A 19,243-nucleotide genomic window follows, 5' to 3' on the forward strand; every position below is an offset into this window, starting at 1 on the left:
AAAAAAGATTATACTTATGATTATGTGGAATCCAAGCACCAACTGAACTTATTTCAAAAAAAATGTTTAGTAACGAATATAGAGGACCGAATAGAACATGCCATGCGATTCGGCGTAATTCGCGGTCCAAGGAGGGCTAACATGTCATTTGCTAACATACGACAATTTGTGGACAAGTTGAAGCAGGAACAGGACTTGGCGGTAATTGAAGCGGAGGTAGATCCATATCTGGAAATTGCGGAAATACACCGCCGTGTCATTGAAGAAGGGGGACCAGCACTGCTCTTCACCAATGTAAAGGGGAGTCCTTTTCCTGTTGTCACCAACTTGTTTGGCACGATGCGTCGTACGGATATGGCTTTCGGACCGCGTCCTGAACAATTTGCGAAACAGGGCATCGAAGCTATACATAAATTAATGCCTCCCACGCCTAAGAAACTGTGGGATCAGAAATCTTTATTTTGGGATGCATTGAAGGTTGGCTTCAAAAATGTACCGGCTCATCAAGCCCCAATCACTCAAGTGCGCAAGACAGAAAAGCCGCTGCAAGGCTTACCTGCATTGACCAGTTGGCAACTAGACGGGGGACCTTTTATTACGCTGCCCCTCGTATATACGGAACATCCTGACTTCGGCGCGAGTGATCATAATCTTGGCATGTACCGCATTCAGATTTATGACGACCAAACCACTGGCGTCCATTGGCAGATTCAGAAGGGTGGCGGCTTCCATTATGGTGAAGCAGAGAAGCGGAATCAGGATTTTCCGGTGTCCGTTATCGTAGGTGGCCCACCTGCCCTAATCGCTTCGGCGATCGCACCTCTGCCTGAGAAGCTGCCTGAACTCCTGATGGCTTCATTTGTGTTAGGAGAACGTTTGCCGGTAGTAGACAGCGGCTTTGCGGGTCATCGTATCCCGGCGGAGGCGGACTTTGTCATTCAAGGCTTTGTACCGCCCCATATTCGCCGCCCTGAAGGGCCTTTCGGTGATCACTATGGTTATTATTCCTGGGTGCATGATTTCCCTGTGCTAAACGTGAAGCAAATGTATCACCGCAAAGATGCGATTTATCCGGCTACCATTGTAGGAAAGCCGCGCCAAGAAGACTATTTCTTGGGCGAGTATCTAGTTCGCTTATTGTCTCCTGCGTTCCCGATGGTCATGCCAAGTGTGCGTAAAGTGCATCCGTATGCAGAGACTGGTGTCCACTCGATGGCCGCGGCAGTCGTGCGGGAAAGTTATTCCCGCGAAGCGCTCATGTCTGGATTCCGTATACTTGGTGAGGGACAGCTCAGCTTAACGAAGTTTCTGTTCCTGACGGATCAGATGGTTGATCTTGAGAATTTCCCGCTGCTGCTGGAATCTGTATTGGAACGATTTAAGCCGGAGACGGATCTGTACATTATCAACAACACGGCACATGATACGCTAGACTATACCGGGCATAAGCTGAATCATGGCAGTAAGGGCATTATGCTTGGCGTAGGCGATCCTGTACGTAAACTGCCACGCGAATATACGGAAGGTGAAGTAGCAGAGATTCGCGACATCGCTGCATACTGCGGCGGTTGCTTGACGATGACCGGTGCAACTTACGAAGAAGAACCGCAGCTTGCGGAGCGGCTTATGCATCGTTTGGCAGAGAAGGGCACGGAATGGCCGCTTATCTTCTTGGTGGACGACGCCCATCAGATTGCAAGCAGTCAATTATCGTTTCTGTGGGCAGTATTCACGCGCTTTAATCCGGCCTCAGACATTTATGCGGCGGCGGAAGTACGTCAGCACCATTTAAGCTACAAGCTGCCAATTGTGATAGATGCACGTATGAAGCCTGGATACCCGGATGAGTTAATTCCTCGTGAAGACATTGTCAAGCTGGTTGATGATCGCTGGAAACAATACTTCCCGAGCGGAGTCACAGGCAAATAGGAGCCAGTTGGCTCATTGAAGGACAGGCATCTTAACCTTTTCTGGTTAAGATGCCACTTTTCGAGTTACCTTAACAACACATGGGAGATGGTTAAAGTCATTTCATTGGTGGATGGAGGGCGTGTTATGCTCCGAATGCTGTTCGGCGAAGCACCGCGTGTAGATACAGGCGAATTATTAGAAGCAATGGCTGCAATGGATCATTATCTGGCAAAGGTGCGCGCAGTAATGGAACGAGATGGGGACCCTCACCATGATTGGCGCAAGATCGAAGTGTGGACGGTAGGATTGAAAACGTCTCTTGATGAGTTAGAGCAGAGCATGTATGCATCTGATCGGTTTGCCAGTCAGGTTACGAAGCAATATCAAGAGGAAATGAATGAAGAAGAACTGGATAATTACTATCGTCATGTCTATTTCTACAAGAATGGTTTTATTCGGTTGTTCTCGGTGCTTGATAAGGTGGGAACCTTGTTAAATGAGGCTTTGCAGCTTGATACAGGGAAGGTGAAGAACCGATTTTCGTTTTTTACCGTCTTGAGGCAAATGAATTATTTAAATACGACACCTGCATTGACTAGGGAGCTTATGCATTTGAAGGACGTCCATAAAGACTCCTTGCAGCGCTTACGCAAGCGCCGCAATACAGAAATTCATCATATGAACGCTGAAATGCAGGATGACTTGTGGCAGCGACATCGCAGCCTTAACGATAAAGTAAAACTCGAGAACATCCAGGCAAACGTCCATGACCTAAAAGATGGATATGAGGCGGTTTGTCAGGTCTTAATCGCTATATTTACACATTTACTCAGTATGAAAAATGGTAACGAAAGCAAATAAATGGATGTTGACAAGGTTAATTCCCTGCTATATACTCTGAATTAACTTCATAACCATTTTCTTATCAAGAGAGGCGGAGGGACAGGCCCGATGAAGCCCGGCAACCGATTATGCAAGCCCGGTAGTGCTTATGTCAGCGAATATCGCGACAAGCATGCTTGCATAATGATCAAGGTGCTAATTCCTTCAAAGCGTGATTGCTTTGGCAGATGAGGAAAGGGAGACTTCGACTCATCCGCGCCATCCGGCGATATGATTTTCGAGAGCCCCCTTTTGGCATCTGCCAAGAGGGGGCTCTTGTTATTTATACAAGATCTGCTTGCATGGGGTGTCCACAAACTGTTAAATGCGGCTTGCCATGAGATATAAGGTAGGCTGCATCGATTTCGGCAATCGAAAGCGATGGTGCTGAGAGTGACACAGATGTAGCGGCAATCCTGAACAATGGGATGCAAGTTAGAAAGTTGCAGGTTTAAGTTGTATATTACAAGGTAAGATTTATGGAATGATGTGGTCTTCCCGATTTAACCCGATGTTAAAATGGGAAAGAAGTGCATCCTAAAGTAAGTCGGAAGGATGGTGTCACAAGTTTTGATTGAGATCAAACAATTATCCAAGCGGTATCCTGCGCAGGGCAAATCAAGCGCAGGCATGCTCGCCTTAGAACATATTGATTTGCATGTGTCAGCAGGTGAAGTGTTCGGTATTATCGGCCATTCCGGTGCAGGCAAGAGTACCTTGCTTCGCAGCATTAATTTGCTGGAGCGGCCCACGTCAGGTTCCGTCCTTATTGACGGAATTGAAATGACGGAGTTGTCAAACAAAGAGCTGCAGAAGCAGCGCAGCAAGATTGGCATGATCTTTCAGCATTTTAATTTGCTGTCATCCGCAACGGTGTTCGACAATATTGCGTTTCCGCTGCGCCTGCATAAGACGCCTGCGGACAAGGTAAAGGCCAAAGTCAATGAATTGATTCGACTGGTTGGTCTGGAGGAGCACCGTGATAAGTATCCGGCTCAATTGTCTGGTGGGCAGAAGCAGCGTGTCGGTATTGCAAGGGCGCTTGCCAATGATCCCAAGGTGCTGCTGTGTGACGAAGCAACGTCTGCGCTTGATCCGCAGACGACCAATTCTATCTTGGAGCTGCTGCTGCAAATCAACCGCAGCCTTGGCATTACGATTGTACTGATCACGCATGAAATGCATGTTATCCAGTCGATCTGTGACCGGGTTGGCGTTATACATGGCGGCAAAATTGTAGAACAGGGTCCTGTAGTAGACGTATTTTTGAAGCCGCAGCATCCGGTTACTAAAGAGTTTATTCTCGAAGAGAGCCATCATGAAGAGCTGCAGCCATGGACATCGTTTAAGACTCAGGCTGGTGACAGCTCACGCGTCGTTAAGATTAATTATTTGGGCGACGTCACTTATCAGCCGATTCTGCACCGCGTATTATCTGAGGCTGGCATCGAATTCGCCATTTTGCAAGGTACAATCTCTCGTATGAAGGATACACCTTATGGGCAGTTGGTCGTTCGACTAGACGGGGAAGCAAGGACTTTGCAGACGGCACTTGAAGCCTTGGTGAAGCAGGGACTTGACGTGGAGGTGATTGCGTAATGGTATTCGGAATTGACTTCAGTGAAGTGAACTGGAGCGAGGTGTCTCAGGCATCAGCGGACACGCTGAATATGCTAGGATTCTCGGTACTGTTTACGTTTATCATCGGCCTGCCATTAGGCGTTCTCTTATTTTTGTCAGGCAAGTCCAGTCATTGGTTTGTCAAAGTAATGTACAGCTTATTATCGCTTATGGTGAACGTGTTGAGATCGGTTCCATTTGTCATTCTGATGATTGCGATATTGCCGTTTACGAAGGTGCTGATTGGGACAACAATCGGTGTGAAGGGAGCCATTCCTGCTTTGGTCATCGCAGCCGCGCCATTTTTTGCTCGACTCGTCGAAACTTCACTTCGCGAAGTAGATCGTGGTGTTATCGAGGCAGCGCAAGCGATGGGAGCTTCAACCTGGCAGATTGTACGCAAGGTGTTATTGCCAGAAGCAATGCCTGGCTTGATTGCTGGTACGACCATAACGGCAGTCACTCTAATTTCCTACACAGCAATGTCTGGACTTGTAGGCGGTGGCGGCCTTGGTGACTTGGCGATTCGATATGGCTACCAGCGTTATGAGACCAGTGTTATGATCATTGCGATCGCAGTTATGATCGTAATGGTGCAAATTTTGCAATGGATTGGCGACCGATTCGTTCGTCATTACACTCGCAAGTAAGGAAGCACGCTCAATCGGGCTTCATATAGATGACAGCCTCTTAGGTCAGTCACCAACAAATCACAGGGGTTTATTTTGGAAGGGAGAGAAATAAAAATGAAAAATTTCAAAAAACTTACACTCGTATTAACACTGATTGGTCTGGTGGCAATGCTGACCGCTTGCGGCGGCAAGACTGCAGAGAATAACGCTGGGACTGCAAGTAATGGTGGGAATTCCGCAGCAGAAACAACAAAATTGGTTGTAGGTGCTACACCAGTTCCACATGCAGAAATTTTAAAGCATATTGCTCCTAAATTGAAAGAACAAGGTATTGAACTTGAGATTAAAGAATTTACGGACTATGTGCAGCCTAATGTGCAATTAAACGAGAAGCAGCTTGATGCGAACTTCTTCCAACATAAACCTTACATGGATGATCAAAATCAAAAAGCTGGCTTGAAGCTGGTATCTGTAGGCAACGTTCACGTTGAACCGTTTGGTGGATACTCCAAGAAGATCAAGTCTGTTGATGAATTAACAGATGGCGCTACCGTAGCGATCCCTAACGATGCGACAAATGGCGGCCGTGCTTTGCTGCTGCTTGAGAAACAAGGTATCGTGAAGCTGAAAGAAGGCGCTGGCCTTGCAGCAACTGTACGTGATATCGTTGAGAACCCGAAAAACTTGCAGGTGAAAGAGCTGGAAGCAGCAATGCTCCCACGTGTACTGGAAGAAGTGGATCTGGCGCTTATCAACACGAACTATGCGCTTGAAGCAAAATTAAATCCGACAAAAGATGCCCTCTTCCTGGAAGATAAGGATTCTCCATATGCGAACATCCTGACATCCCGTGAAGACAATAAAGACAGCGACGGTATCAAGAAGCTGGTAGCTGCTCTGCAATCGGATGATGTAAAAGCATTTATCGAAGAGAAGTACAATGGAGCAATTGTTCCGGCGTTCTAATCTGACTTTTCCGTAGATTTCCTCCTAATCATACCCTGACCCTTACTAAAGGTGTCAGGGATTTTTTTGTTTAATAGGTGGTAAATAGTTCAACCTAGTATTGAATAGAGCTTGAATGTATGCTATAAAATGGGAAATTATAGAATATAAAATTTAGGTCTGTTGTTCTCCTTTGGCAAATATTTTATACTTTAGAAGGATTACTGTTGCAGCGCCGAAGGAGGTACATGACGTGGAACAACAGCGGAAGGCCGCGCTTATTACAGGAAGCGCCAAAGGCCTGGGCAAGATGACGGCCCTTACATTGGCCGATACGGGTTGTGATATCATCTTGAATTACGTACATAGTACAGAGCAAGCATTGGAGTTAAAGTATCAAATAGAAGCAAAGGGTGTTCAGTGCATTGCGGTTCAAGCAGACATTTCACGAATCGATGATGTGAAACGGCTTGTATATACGATGGAATCAGAGCTTCGCGCACCTGATATCGTCATTAATAATGCAGGTCCTTTTATACGTGAACGTAAACGATTTGCTTCATACTCAGAAGAAGAGATTATGTATTTGTTAAATGGAAATTTAACCGGTGTCATATTGTTAGATCATCTTGTATTACCATCGATGCGTGAGAAAGGATGGGGCCGTATCATTCATTATGGCTTCGGGCACGCCGCAGAAGCGCGAGCTTGGCCTCATCGAGCAGTATATGCAGCTTCTAAGGTTGGCCTTGTCTCTTTCACAAAGACACTCGCGGTAGAGGAGGCTCCGTACGGGATTACAGTTAACATGATCTGTCCCGGAGATATCAGGGGCGAGGATAAAGAGCGCACGATAGCAGAGGTAGCAGGACGTGACGATACCGAATCACCTCGGGGACGACCAGGATCAGGTGAAGACATCGCCCGTGTCATTCAATTTTTGTGTGAAGACAAATCTGATTTTATTACTGGGAATATGATGGATGTATCCGGTGGGTTGGACCCGATTCGTCCTATTATTGCTAAGCAATTATAAAGTAAAGCATGTTCGTATAACTCATGACAATAGGCTGCAGCTATAGTCGACAATAACGGGTTGTCTTGGTAACTATCGTCGGCGATCCATCATTCAGAGGAGAGATGACAGCATGAAAGGGATAACGAAGCAGCTCGCTCAGGATATTGTTCGCCGTACGATGGGTGTCATTGGATATAATGTAAATGTGATGGATGAACATGGTCGCATTATTGGATCAGGGGACAAAATGCGGATTGGCAAGGCGCATGAGGGTGCGCTGCTGGCGATCAAGCGTCGTGGGCGATTCGAGATAGATGAGGCAAGTGCGGCCAAGCTGCAGGGTGTTCTGCCAGGTACAAATCTGGTGATTGAGTTTCAAGATGAGGTTGTTGGAGTCATCGGTATTACGGGTGATCCAAAGGAAGTGACCAAATACGGTGAATTGGTAAAAATGACGGCAGAGATGTATTTGGAGCAAATGTATTTGTTGGAGCAGGCACAATGGGATAAGCGAATGAGGGCAGATTTCCTGCTTTCGGTTATTAGTGCTGAAGAGAAGGATACGCCGAGCCTGCGTGCTCAGGCACAGCGTATCGGTTTTAATGCGGATGTGCTGCACACGGCTTGTATTATTGAGCTTGCAGAGGTAAAGCTTGGGGATTCCCTGGACGCGCTTAAGCGTGTAGCCGATCTACTGGAAGGACGATCAGCTATTAACTTGATTGCAATTCGGAACTCGCAGCAGGTCGTCTTGTTCAAAGAACAGCGTGACCTGCGTACACCGAATCGTGATATATACGAAGGTATAAGCCAGATTCGGGAATGGCTGAACGCAAGACAAGTCATTCCGATACGAATAGCGGTAGGGATGCCTTTTGTGGGCATTGAGGGGATGATGGCCTCTTTCCAATCCGCTCAGGACGCGCTGCTTGCAGGCAGAGCTACTCGTCCAGAGGATAACGTGTATTATGCGGTGGATATGCCATTGGAGGTCTTAACGGTAAAGCTGAAGCGTAATTGGATGACAGATGCGCTGATCGGGTTATGGGACCGCTTTATCGATGAGGATCGCAGCGGTGAGCTGCGGCAGACATTTGAAGTATACTACGCAAATAGTGGTGAAGCGAACAGGATAGCGGCCAGTCTGGCCATTCATCGTAATACGCTCCGTTATCGCTTGCAGCGTATTGCAGAATTAACAGGCAAAGATCCGCGTAATTACACTGATTTGTATATACTGATGCATGCACGCTGGTTATATGCAGCTAAGGAGCTGAATATGGAATAGTAGCTTGAGAGCAGATATTCCAATGTTATTATCGCAGGGCTTCCTAGAGGAGGCCTTTTTGGTTTGTTCAGTTGCACAAAAAATAGAGCTAGAGAGCCCGGAATATTTATTTTTTTGCCCAATGAAGCGCTTACAAATTAGCATTATAGTAGGGGTATGGGCTCATCCTACTTAAGAAGGAACATGTGATAATCAGATAACAACATCTGGGGAGGAACAACATATGACTGCTTCTGTAAGCGTTATCGGCGCATTGGCGGCACTAATCGTTGCAATAGTACTCATTTTACGTAAAGTTCCGCCAGCATATGGCATGATGATTGGTGCTTTAGTTGGTGGATTAGTCGGCGGCATTGGTATGTTGGATACAGTAAATTTGATGATGGACGGTGCAAAAAACATTATTCCCGCAGTGCTGCGAATCCTTGCAGCAGGTGTGCTTGCAGGTGTACTAATCGAATCCGGCGGCGCGAAGACGATTGCGGAGACGCTGGTTAAGAAAGTAGGAGAAACTCGAGCACTGCTTGCGTTGGCATTTGCAACAATGGTGCTCACGGCAGTTGGTGTATTTATCGATGTAGCTGTTATAACAGTGGCACCTATTGCCATTGCGATCGCGCAGCGTGCTAAATTGTCGAAGATGGCAATACTGCTTGCGATGATAGGTGGTGGCAAAGCAGGCAATATTATGTCTCCCAATCCAAATGCAATATCAGCAGCAGATGCATTTCATGTATCGCTGACCTCGATTATGGCGGCAGGCATCATCCCGGCTCTTGTTGGTCTTTTAGTAACTTATTTTATAGCCAAGAAGCTTACACATAAAGGAAGTATGATAGAAGCCAGCGAAGCAGTTGATCAAGGTGGTCAAGAGCTTCCTGGTTTTGGAGCCGCCATATTCGCCCCATTCGTAGCGATTGTCCTGTTGGCGCTTCGTCCATTATTCGGCATTGTGGTTGACCCGATTGTAGCACTCCCGGTTGGGGGGATTGCAGGGGCACTTGTTATGGGGCGATTTAAGCATTTGAACAAATATGCGATCTCTGGGCTCGGTAAAATGACAGGAGTAGCTGTTATGCTGCTGGGGACTGGGACTTTAGCAGGGATTATCGCAAACTCGCAATTAAAAGATGTAATTATCGATGCTTTGACTGCCTCTGGTCTGCCTGCCTATTTGCTAGCACCAATTAGTGGTGCACTGATGTCGCTGGCAACTGCATCCACGACTGCCGGCACGGCTGTGGCGAGCTCCGTGTTTGGTTCTACCATTATGGAGCTTGGTGTAGCTTCTCTAGGTGCGGCAGCGATGATTCATGCCGGGGCGACTGTGTTTGACCACATGCCGCACGGCAGCTTCTTCCATGCAACGGGCGGCAGTGTTAACATGCAGATGAAGGAGCGTCTGCGCTTGATTCCGTATGAGACAGTAGTAGGACTAGTGCTTGCCGCTGTGTCTACTCTCGTATTCGGTGTGTTGGGCTGGTTTTTGTAAGGCATGACCTCAGATCCATCTGGACAGAACATTATAGAATAGAAACAGCAGAGCAAGGGAGTGAGGAGAATGAAATTTGTTATTGCTCCGGATTCGTTTAAGGAAAGTATGACCGCATTAGAAGCTTGTGAAGCAATTGAAAGAGGAGTGCGCAGCGTATTTCCTGATGCGGATATTATCAAAGTGCCGATGGCAGATGGTGGCGAAGGGACGGTCCAGTCACTCGTTGATGCGACAGGTGGACGTATCGAGAGAGTTGAGGTGACAGGTCCGTTAGGAATTCCCGTAAGCGCATTCTACGGGGTGCTTGGGCATGGTACCACGGCCATAATTGAAATGGCCGCTGCTTCTGGGATTGGCCTGGTGCCTGCAGCGGAGCGTAATCCGCTAAAGACGACTTCACGCGGCACGGGAGAACTTATTGTGCATGCGATGGACGCGGGCGTTCAATCCATCATGCTTGGACTTGGGGGCAGCGCAACAAACGACGGCGGCGTAGGGATGGCCCAGGCATTAGGATTCCGATTTTTGCGACACGACGGATCGGAAATTGATGCAGGGGGCGGTTCGCTGGGCGAGATTGCAAGTATCGATTGCAGTCAGGCAGATAAAAGGCTGTTAAAGATGACGTTTGCTGCAGCTTGTGACGTGGATAATCCGCTGATTGGGGAACGAGGTGCCTCAGCTGTATTTGGCCCGCAAAAGGGAGCTACACCGGAGATGATTGAGCAATTGGATGCCAATTTGACTCATCTTGCTGCCTTAATCCGAAACGATATGGGCAAAGCAGTAGCGGATATGGCAGGTGCAGGTGCGGCGGGAGGTCTTGGCGCTGGTGTGGTCGCCTTCTTGAATGCTGAATTAAAGCGCGGCGTGGATATCGTGATAGAGGCAACAGGTTTGGCAGGAAGCATGCGTGGTGCTGACTTCGTTATTACGGGGGAAGGGCGCATCGACAGTCAAACTGCCTTTGGCAAGACTCCGATTGGTGTAGCCAAGACAGCGAGAGCATTAGACGTGCCCGTTATCGCGCTGGCAGGTTCACTTGGTGCAGGCAGTGAAATTGTGCACGAGCACGGCATTGATATGCTGTTTACGATTGTGCCTGGCGTATGCACGATTGACGAAGCACTGCGGGAAGCGGCTGTTAATATGGAGCGGACAGCGCGCAACGTTGCAACGCTTCTTCGTCTGGGAAGCATGTCCCGCATATAAAAACCAAAGGCTATCCTTATTCGCTTGAATAGGGATAGCCTTTGCTTGTGAAGAGTTCCATTGACTTCAAGTAAAGTGACATCAAAGTTAATCCTGCTTAGAGTGGAACGATACCGCTATGCTGTGTAAGAGCACCCTCTAGTAAGACATCTCTCATAAGGCGCTGTTCTCTTCCAATACATAGCCGCTCCCACGTACCGTGCGGATGTTGGCTTGTTGTTTCAGCTTTTTACGAATACGGTAAACAAGTGAATTGATCTCATCCAGTCCGACATCATACACGCCATTGGTATGACGCTCCGGCCAGACATGGCACATAATATCTTTATTAGATACAAACATCGTCCGATGTTGATACAGCAAATCCAACAACGCCCACTCTTTTACCGACAAACTCACTTCTTGCCCGAGTACCATACAGAACTGCCTGTCTACATCTAGCACAAAATGATCTACAGAGGATGGCATGACTGTTGGTATTTCAGGAGAGAGGATGGCTTCAAATTCTAGCGTGAAATCAGGCACGACATGTGTGAATTCGAGTTCTACCATGCCTTTCGCTAGCAAAATGGAGTCCGACTCGCTTAGCCGCACAGGAACATGGGGGCTCAGTTCAATTCCTTGTACTTCGGTACCGTGCTTGCTGCCCAGGTCAGCTATATAGTATTGATTATTTCGCTTGAATACGGAAGCATGCTGGCGCGACACAAATGCGTTGTGAAATGCTATGTCAGGTTCCCCCTGTGATCCATGGCGACCAATAACGGTATTTTCTTGAGATAAAGGAATTACTTCATAGGATAAGAAGGGTTCGCCTTTACGAACCACTAAACATGCTTGGTGCTTCATTTTGTTCGGACACTCCTTATGTAAGCTTTTATATTTAATAGATCTCTTAAGTATAATTGTAAATTGTTAAAAAAATATATAGATTTCAAAAAAATGATCGATAACGAAATCAGTTCAAATAGTTCAGGCTGTATAGGAGGGGTATGCTGTGATGGAGTTGTGAGGGAACTACTATGGAATGTGAGGCAGATCTAAGATACAACTAGGAGGTAGGCGTAGAGATAAAGGAGAGACAAATAGAATGAAGAAGCATGCACGTGATAGAAAACGAATAACATTGGGAGCAGCTGTGCTGGTATTAAGTATGTTGGCTGCGGGGTGTTCTCAAGCAGCAGGCATGCAGCTGAAACCGAAAGGCATAACGACAGAGATTAAGGTTGAACAGTCTGTTGTAGTAACCACTGCTGCCAAAACCTTCACCAATAAAGATAACACGATTCAACTAAAGCAGCTCAGCGATAAATTGTGGATTCAGACGACATATAAAGACATCGGAGGCAAGAAAGTTCCCTCTAACGGATTGATTGTGTCCACCGAAGCAGGTTTAGTGCTGTTGGACACAGCTTGGGATGATACACTTTTGCAGGAAGTCATGACGATGATTAACCAGCACATACAAAAGAAGGTAGTGCTAGCCGTCATCACTCATGCACATGTGGATCGAATTGGTGGCATTAAGACATTGTTAGATCAAGGCATTAAAGTTCAAAGCTCGTCTTTGACGGCACGCCTAGCGCTGAAGCAAGGCTATCCAGAGCCTTCAGGCGTATTGGACGAAAATCCTAAATTCCAAGTCGGGGAGACAGAGTTTGAAACGTATTATCCAGGAGCAGGCCATACATTAGACAACTTGGTTGTATGGCTTCCGCAAACGAAGACTTTGTTCGGGGGTTGTGTCGTACTAGGCTCGGATGCAACCAAGCCTGGAAATACGGATGATGCGTATATTGCACAATGGCCTGATTCGATACGTCAGTTAATGACTACCTATAAAGAGGCCAAGTTTGTTATCCCCGGGCATGGTACTTGGGGAGATTACTCGCTGCTGCAGCATACGTTAGACATTCTTCTGGCGCAGCGTACATAGGGGGAGCGTCAGACGTCAAATTTTGATTTTATGATCTCCACTTAAAATCGAGTATTTTTATAATAAGGGCCTCGAACCCACTTTGCAGTGGACCTTGAGGTCCTATTATGTGCTCATTAGGATGTTATTGTGTCATGCGAACACTTTGGGGACAGCTCCTGTTTTTCCTGTGAAGATAAGAAAAGGGACTGCTGCAAGCCAAATTGACTTGTCAGACAGTCCCATGATCAAGCATTCATCATTAGAATACTTGAACTACTTCCTTAACGCCATCTACTTCTTCCACCAAAGCGCGTTCGATACCCGCTTTCAGTGTGATTGTGGAGCTTGGGCAGCTGCCGCAAGCGCCCATCAGGCGAAGCTTAACGATGCCGTCTTCCACATCCACCAATTCAACGTCACCGCCATCACGCTGCAAGAACGGACGAAGTTTATCCAACACTTCCAGCACTTCGTCATACATGCCGTTAGCTGTAGTTTCGCTCATTTGTGCCAACTCCTTTCATCAAGACTACTTTTATTATATTATAAAGCTATTCGAATTCAAAGATACAAGCTAAAACTGGGGGAATTGTCAATGAGACCGATTATCGAGTTCTGCGTGAACAACATGCACCACGGCACAGATGCCATCATGCAGCGGTTGGAGCAGAACCCCGAGTATGACGTCATTGAGTACGGCTGCTTGGGCAACTGCGGCGAATGTTACCTGTTCCCATTTGCCTATGTGAACGGGGAGATTGTTGCTGCCGAGACGGCAGATGCCTTATACGATAGCATTATGAAGATGATTGAAGAAGTACAACAATGGGATCAGTTTGATATCGATTGATATCAAACTGATCCCATTCTGCTGTTCATCGTGACTATTATCCAAAGTGATGCTTCGATATCCAAAGCACACCGCTTTTGATGACACGTGGTACATAACCAACCATCGGTCTTTTGCCTAACATGCCGAATCCGGATTTCTTGCCAAGTGAGCCGAGTACACCTTTGAGCTTGATACGTCCAAGCTTAGGGGTTTCGCCTTTCCATAAGGCCAGGGCGACATCGGCAATTTGTTCGCCTTGAGCTCCGGCTGCTTGGGCGCTAGGCGAGTAGGGCAAGCTAGCACAGTCGCCTACCACGTAAACTTCTGGATACTCCGGAATCTGATGATATTCGTTAATCTTAACGCGGCCTTGCGGATCCTTCTGGACATTAAGATCCTGTACAACTTGTACGGGCTGAATCCCAGCTGTCCAGACGGTAACTGCTGAATCGATTTCTTCCACATCGTGATCGCGTTTGTTATAAATGACACCTTGTTCCAGGCGTGCTACGTTAATGTAAGAACGAAGCTCTACATCATGCTCAGTAAACCAGCCTGACACGAATTGCGACAGCTTCTCTGGAAATGGCGATAGTACTCTTGAACCTCGATCCAGAATACGAATATTCAAATCTGGGCGGCTTTCACGCAGCTCCGCAGCCATCTCAACTCCACTTAAGCCACCGCCAACGATGCTAATTTGACCGTAGGGCTTCACGTCGTTTAATAGTTGGTACGTCTTTCTGGTGCTTGATAGCGATTGAATGCTGTTGCCATATTGTTCAGTGCCTGGTATGCCGTGATAACGGTCTGTACAACCGAGTGCTATGGCAAGTTGATCGTAAGATAGTGGTTCATCCTCATGTAAATAGACAAGCTTGGCTTCCAAGTCGATGCGTGTGATGTCGCCATATCGAATGTGAACGCGAGGGTCCTTAGGGAATGCCACTCGAATGTCGATATCAGATACAGCGCCCGCGGCTAAAGCGTAGTATTCCGTCTTTAAACCTTGGTAAGGCATGCGATCAATCAACACGATTTCCACGTCTGTAGGAAGCCCACCTCCTAACAGTCGTTCGATTAAAGCAAGACCGCCGTATCCTCCACCACATACAACAAAACGTTTCATTATCGGATTTCCTCCCATGATGCCGAAATAAAAAATTGTCCATTCCATCCGGACTTGTAAAGAGTACGGCTCCACTCGCATTTCCGTTTGTCGCAGCTAAGGTGTATGACACACTGGATAGCTTGTCTTCTATTTATCTCAATCTGTATTTAGATGTAACGATAAATCAATAATCGCATTCAAGTTGGATCAACTGCTTATTCGTAAATTTTAATCGGATTATAGAACGTGTCTCGTTCTATCGCAGTACGTCCAGCACCTTTGATCAGCCAGACTAGCTCATCACGAGTCAGTCCTTCTGGAGTGAGTGCACCCGCCGCATGGCTGATACGTTCCTTTACTAAGGTACCATGAACATCAGACGCACCATACGTTAAGGCGAGCTGGGTCAATTGTGTGCCGATATTAATAAAATACGCTTTAATATGCTGGATGTTGTCCAGCATGAGGCGGCTGATCGCGATGGTTTTCAGGTCCTCGTAGGCTGAATTGCGGCGCTTGATGCTGGCCTTAGGGCTCTTCGGCTGCATGGATAACGGAATGAATACCAGGAAACCGTTGGTCTCATCCTGCAGCTCACGAACGCTCATCATGTGGCGTATGCGGTCCTCATGGGATTCGATGGCGCCATACAGCATCGTGGTATGTGTCTGCATGCCAAGATTGTGTGCAGTCCGGTGAACTTCCAGATAGCGTTCAACGCCCGCCTTCTCGACACGCATCTTTTTGCGGTATTCATCAGATAAGATCTCGGCGCCGCCGCCAGTAAGCGACTGCAAACCAGCTGCTCTTAATTGATGCAGCACCTCTTCAATGCTTAATCCACTGATGCGGGTAAAAAAGTCGATTTCTGCTGCAGTATAAGCTTTCAGTGTAACGTTCGGATAACGTTCATTCAGCGCACGCAGTGAATCAACATAATATTGAAACGGCACATTAGGATTATGCCCACCAACGATGTGGAACTCCTGTACACCAGGGTGAATATGTTGATCTACATAAGCAATCATTTCATCACCAGACAAGGTGTATGCCCCATCCTCACCCTCATCTTTACGGAAATTACAGAAAGCACAACGGGCCTCGCAAACATTGGTAAAATAAAGGGACATGTTTTCGATAAAATAAACATTTTTACCGTTCTTGCGCATATTGACCAAGTTGGCCAATTGACCTATTGTCAAAATGTCATCTGATTGGTACAAATATACGCCATCTTCCAAAGTGAGACGTTCTCCACGTTCAACTTTGTCGGCAATATCAGCCATGCGGGCATCCGCATGACGTGTCCATGCTGTCGTCATCGACGTACCTCCTTCACTTTCATTTCTTGCCACGAACGAATGATGTTAGCTCAAGCTTGTGGTCACACTACACCTTGACATGTATCTTCATCCATACCTTGTAGGGCGAAATGCCGAAAAAAAACTCCGCGGCGGATGCTTCCGTCGGAGGTTGCAGTGAAACGAATCACATTATTAAAGATAACAGCATTAATATTATGTCAGTTCCATTATACCCTTGCCTTTAAAAGGGGGCAATATGTCTGGGAGAGACATTCGACATCATTTTCCAACCGTCATGTTCACTTGTGCGTTCAGAAGAGGATGGTTATACTTAGAAATAGAAGGAGGGATGTTATCATGATCACAATTAGCGAATTGGCGATTGAGAAGATAAAGGAAATGTTAGAACAAGAAGAGAACCCGAATATGTTCTTGCGTGTCGGCGTTCGTCCGGGCGGTTGCAGCGGTTTCTCTTACGGGATGGGCTTTGACGATGAGGAGACGGGTGATGACGTTCATTTGGAGTCTCATGGCATGAAGGTCGTTGTGGATAAAGAGAGCATTCCGCATCTGACCGGCTTGGAGATTGATTATAAGGAATCCGGCATGTCTGGAGGATTTACCATTGAGAACCCGAATGCAGTGGCGACATGCGGCTGCGGTTCTTCGTTCCGTACGGCAGTAGCCGAAGGTAAAGCGGAGAAGTGCGATGACTAATCAGCGTGGTTATGCGGTTTTTAAGAACCGTTGATCTTCAACGTTAGCATTCCGAAAGCCATACGAATAGATGTTTGGTAGTTGCGAATTGTTAGCGATTTTGGTGTGTGCTCAACCCCTATAGTTGAGTGTTCACAACCCAAAACATACGAAAATGGATTGCAATTACGTCTCTGAGCGGTTAATTTCGAACAAATTAACTCGTTCGGAGGCGTTTTATGTTAAATAAAAAAGTTAGGCGACAAGCAACCGGTAGGATTCACGAGAAGGAATATTCGCGATTAATATTCGAGTATGCGATAGACCTCGTCATCACTGCAAAGAGATCGGAAGGGTTGCGTGAGCGTTCATTACACGATTACACAAAGAAATACGGCTACTTTGTAAAAATGGCTATCGGAATTTCATCTGGATATTCAATACGATGACGAGTTGACACAGACACATTTTCGCGACCATGTGAATTATCTTCGCTACGATCGACAGAGATACGAGGGTCATACGCATATCAATTCGACTAATCAACGTGTTGGACTGTCTGATACGACCGTTAACATTCGATTGCGTACGTCAAAGGCAATCTTTAATCAGTTGCAGCGATATTAGCACAGACAAACCAACGAGATTATGTCGGATTTCGCGATTATGTCGCAATAATACTAGAGCTGGACAGTGGCATGCGCATAAATGAAATGTTGAAGCTGAGGGTATCGGATATTGATTTTCAAGCAAGATTCATTAATCTAGATGGCGCACGCAATAAAAATAGAAAACATCGGTATGGTACCAATATCTGCGCAAACAATTAAGTTGGTTCTACAACTCGTAAATGAGAACCGCGAATACATTACGACCGACAGGATATTCATGTCAAGTTACGGAGATCCGCTGAGTCATAACCAGTTCAATAAGCGGTTGAAATATTACGGAGCAAAAGCAAAAGTCGCGCAGAAGAAGATGACTGCTCACGTATATCGTCACATATGGGCGATGACACTTAATGGGTGCGATCCGTTCACGTTACAGAAGATGGGCGGATGGAGTGACATACGTACACTTCGCAGATATGTGCAGATGGATACGCGTGATATGCATAAGAGACACGATGAATATTCACCCACGACAAGGTTTATTAAGAAACGAATCTAATCACACCGTATTAATCGCCTCGTCATCGCAATGATGTCGGGGATTTTTCGCGTTTTCCACAGTGTGATCCGGTGTGACTTTATCGCAAATTTCTGCACCGCGAGTCAGACGTACACCCTCCAAAAACTTTTCATTCGGTTTGTTTTTTGATGTTAGGCATTAAGCTGACAAGCTGGATAGCTCAATATTTACTCGAATATACTACGTATGATGCTATGTGAAATTGCAAAAAGAAAGGGAATACTGATGTCTAGTACTATATGAAAATTGATCAAAGAATAATTGAAGATTTGAAACCAGAGAATAAAGACGAGATATCGCCATCCTACTTATTATAAGATGATGATTCAGTCTTCGAAACCTATTTTTTACGAAATGAAATTATACTTGAACAGTGTATAGCTATCTTATCAACTAGTATTGAGATTTTTATGAGGGATATATATTCTACAATATTGAATATGAGATATGTAAAGTGTGGTAAAAGTTTGGCTGCTCGCTTCATAAGCGACGCCAAAAACGATTTTATTAGACTTCGACGGTGGCTTGCGACATTGCAGCCGCGAAGAATTTTTAACATGCGGTTCATTCCGACAGCTCCTTAGACAATAAGTACAATTTCTCAAAAATGAGTGGAAATAGGCTAATAATGTGTTCCATTAAATATTTGCCTACATAGATTATGATAATGCTTTATGTATATACTTTGATTTTAAAATACTTTTTTAGTTCAAACTTTTTCTGGGAAAGGAGAGTGTTTATGGACATTTATAGATACAAACCTTCACAGGCACTTCCTGCTTCTATTTTTCCTCCGCAGAGCTGTTCGAACATCTACCCGCCTCCACCTTGCCCAATAATTATTGGGCCAACAGGTGCTACTGGCGCTACGGGTGCGACAGGGAGTACCGGAGCTCCTGGCCCTGCAGGAGGTGCCACTGGAGCTACTGGAGCTACTGGAGCTACCGGAGCTACCAGCGCTACCGGAGCTACTGGAGCCACCGGAGCCACCGGAGCTACCGGAGCTACTGGAGCTACCAGCGCTACCGGAGCTACGGGCGCTACCGGAGCCACCGGAGCCACCGGAGCCACCGGAGCTACTGGAGCTACCAGCGCTACCGGAGCTACGGGCGCTACCGGAGCCACTGGAGCTACGGGTGCTACCGGAGCCACTGGAGCTACGGGTGCTACCGGAGCCACTGGAGCCAC

20 protein-coding genes and 1 riboswitch are annotated in these 19,243 nt (G+C 46.5%); of the genes, 15 read left to right on the plus strand and 5 right to left on the minus strand.

Annotation, left to right across the window (positions count from 1 at the left end; translation table 11 throughout):
• Positions 1-141 precede the first annotated feature (141 nt).
• The 9 genes from QP775_RS23915 (at position 142) to QP775_RS23955 (ending at position 11,003) form a co-directional block, all read left to right on the plus strand.
• Positions 142-1,929 (plus strand): UbiD family decarboxylase, encoded by a 1,788-nt coding sequence (locus QP775_RS23915; protein WP_285109199.1) that lies wholly within the window; start codon positions 142-144, stop codon positions 1,927-1,929.
• Between the two features lie 126 nt (positions 1,930-2,055).
• A complete protein-coding gene (locus QP775_RS23920; protein WP_239333281.1) occupies positions 2,056-2,772 on the plus strand; it encodes a Cthe_2314 family HEPN domain-containing protein in 717 nt (238 codons plus the stop codon).
• Between the two features lie 58 nt (positions 2,773-2,830).
• Positions 2,831-2,988: riboswitch (SAM riboswitch) on the plus strand.
• A 375-nt stretch (positions 2,989-3,363) separates the two neighbouring features.
• The gene (locus tag QP775_RS23925; protein ID WP_239333406.1) at positions 3,364-4,392 is read left to right on the plus strand and encodes a methionine ABC transporter ATP-binding protein; all 1,029 of its coding nucleotides are present in this window, start codon (positions 3,364-3,366) and stop codon (positions 4,390-4,392) included.
• Positions 4,392-5,063: a methionine ABC transporter permease gene (locus QP775_RS23930; RefSeq protein WP_285109200.1), complete on the plus strand. Its 672-nt coding sequence runs from the start codon at positions 4,392-4,394 to the stop codon at positions 5,061-5,063. Before QP775_RS23925 ends, QP775_RS23930 begins: the two co-directional genes overlap by 1 nt.
• Positions 5,064-5,159: 96 nt before the next feature.
• Complete coding sequence (locus QP775_RS23935) at positions 5,160-6,011, plus strand: MetQ/NlpA family ABC transporter substrate-binding protein (protein WP_239333285.1); 852 nt, start codon at positions 5,160-5,162, stop codon at positions 6,009-6,011.
• Positions 6,012-6,243: 232 nt separating this feature from the next.
• Complete coding sequence (locus QP775_RS23940) at positions 6,244-7,026, plus strand: SDR family oxidoreductase (RefSeq protein ID WP_285109201.1); 783 nt, start codon at positions 6,244-6,246, stop codon at positions 7,024-7,026.
• Positions 7,027-7,138: 112 nt separating this feature from the next.
• Positions 7,139-8,296, plus strand: a complete 1,158-nt coding sequence (locus QP775_RS23945; RefSeq protein WP_285109202.1) for a sugar diacid recognition domain-containing protein — start codon at positions 7,139-7,141, stop codon at positions 8,294-8,296.
• A gap of 223 nt (positions 8,297-8,519) precedes the next feature.
• Positions 8,520-9,788 (plus strand): GntP family permease, encoded by a 1,269-nt coding sequence (locus tag QP775_RS23950; RefSeq protein ID WP_285109203.1) that lies wholly within the window; start codon positions 8,520-8,522, stop codon positions 9,786-9,788.
• Between the two features lie 69 nt (positions 9,789-9,857).
• Positions 9,858-11,003 carry a glycerate kinase gene (locus QP775_RS23955; protein WP_285109204.1) on the plus strand — a complete coding sequence of 382 codons (1,146 nt, stop codon included), beginning with the start codon at positions 9,858-9,860 and terminating at the stop codon, positions 11,001-11,003.
• Between the two features lie 153 nt (positions 11,004-11,156).
• Here QP775_RS23955 and QP775_RS23960 read toward each other — a convergent pair whose 3' ends face one another.
• On the minus strand, positions 11,157-11,852 hold the full coding sequence (locus QP775_RS23960) for an FHA domain-containing protein (protein ID WP_285109205.1): 696 nt from the start codon (positions 11,850-11,852) through the stop codon (positions 11,157-11,159).
• A 241-nt stretch (positions 11,853-12,093) separates the two neighbouring features.
• Here QP775_RS23960 and bla point away from each other — a divergent pair, with 241 nt between their 5' ends.
• Complete coding sequence (bla, locus tag QP775_RS23965; protein WP_285109206.1) at positions 12,094-12,939, plus strand: subclass B1 metallo-beta-lactamase; 846 nt, start codon at positions 12,094-12,096, stop codon at positions 12,937-12,939.
• A gap of 241 nt (positions 12,940-13,180) precedes the next feature.
• On the opposite strand, the gene QP775_RS23970 is transcribed toward bla, so the two are convergent.
• On the minus strand, positions 13,181-13,426 hold the full coding sequence (locus QP775_RS23970) for a NifU family protein (protein WP_028546897.1): 246 nt from the start codon (positions 13,424-13,426) through the stop codon (positions 13,181-13,183).
• A 90-nt stretch (positions 13,427-13,516) separates the two neighbouring features.
• Here QP775_RS23970 and QP775_RS23975 point away from each other — a divergent pair, with 90 nt between their 5' ends.
• Entirely contained in the window at positions 13,517-13,771 is a 255-nt protein-coding gene (locus tag QP775_RS23975; protein ID WP_239333297.1) for a YuzB family protein, read from the plus strand.
• 37 nt (positions 13,772-13,808) lie between these two features.
• Here QP775_RS23975 and QP775_RS23980 read toward each other — a convergent pair whose 3' ends face one another.
• Both QP775_RS23980 and mqnE read right to left on the minus strand, forming a co-directional pair.
• Positions 13,809-14,882, minus strand: a complete 1,074-nt coding sequence (locus QP775_RS23980) for an NAD(P)/FAD-dependent oxidoreductase (RefSeq protein ID WP_239333299.1) — start codon at positions 14,880-14,882, stop codon at positions 13,809-13,811.
• 197 nt (positions 14,883-15,079) lie between these two features.
• Positions 15,080-16,186 carry an aminofutalosine synthase MqnE gene (gene mqnE, locus QP775_RS23985; protein WP_239333301.1) on the minus strand — a complete coding sequence of 369 codons (1,107 nt, stop codon included), beginning with the start codon at positions 16,184-16,186 and terminating at the stop codon, positions 15,080-15,082.
• 339 nt (positions 16,187-16,525) lie between these two features.
• Here mqnE and QP775_RS23990 point away from each other — a divergent pair, with 339 nt between their 5' ends.
• The 4 genes from QP775_RS23990 to QP775_RS25830 all read left to right on the plus strand — a co-directional run bounded on the left by QP775_RS23990 (position 16,526) and on the right by QP775_RS25830 (position 18,034).
• Positions 16,526-16,885, plus strand: a complete 360-nt coding sequence (locus QP775_RS23990; RefSeq protein ID WP_285109207.1) for a HesB/IscA family protein — start codon at positions 16,526-16,528, stop codon at positions 16,883-16,885.
• 432 nt (positions 16,886-17,317) lie between these two features.
• The gene (locus QP775_RS25820) at positions 17,318-17,491 is read left to right on the plus strand and encodes a hypothetical protein (RefSeq protein ID WP_350338996.1); all 174 of its coding nucleotides are present in this window, start codon (positions 17,318-17,320) and stop codon (positions 17,489-17,491) included.
• Between the two features lie 50 nt (positions 17,492-17,541).
• Entirely contained in the window at positions 17,542-17,694 is a 153-nt protein-coding gene (locus tag QP775_RS25825) for a tyrosine-type recombinase/integrase (RefSeq protein ID WP_350338998.1), read from the plus strand.
• Entirely contained in the window at positions 17,633-18,034 is a 402-nt protein-coding gene (locus QP775_RS25830) for a tyrosine-type recombinase/integrase (protein WP_350338997.1), read from the plus strand. Before QP775_RS25825 ends, QP775_RS25830 begins: the two co-directional genes overlap by 62 nt.
• An 834-nt stretch (positions 18,035-18,868) precedes the next feature.
• Here the strand turns inward: QP775_RS25830 and QP775_RS24000 are convergent.
• A partial coding sequence (locus QP775_RS24000) for a hypothetical protein (RefSeq protein ID WP_285109208.1) occupies positions 18,869-19,243 on the minus strand: 375 nt, incomplete at its 5' end.

This window comes from Paenibacillus sp. UMB4589-SE434, assembly GCF_030226685.1.
Classification (GTDB): domain Bacteria; phylum Bacillota; class Bacilli; order Paenibacillales; family Paenibacillaceae; genus Paenibacillus_B.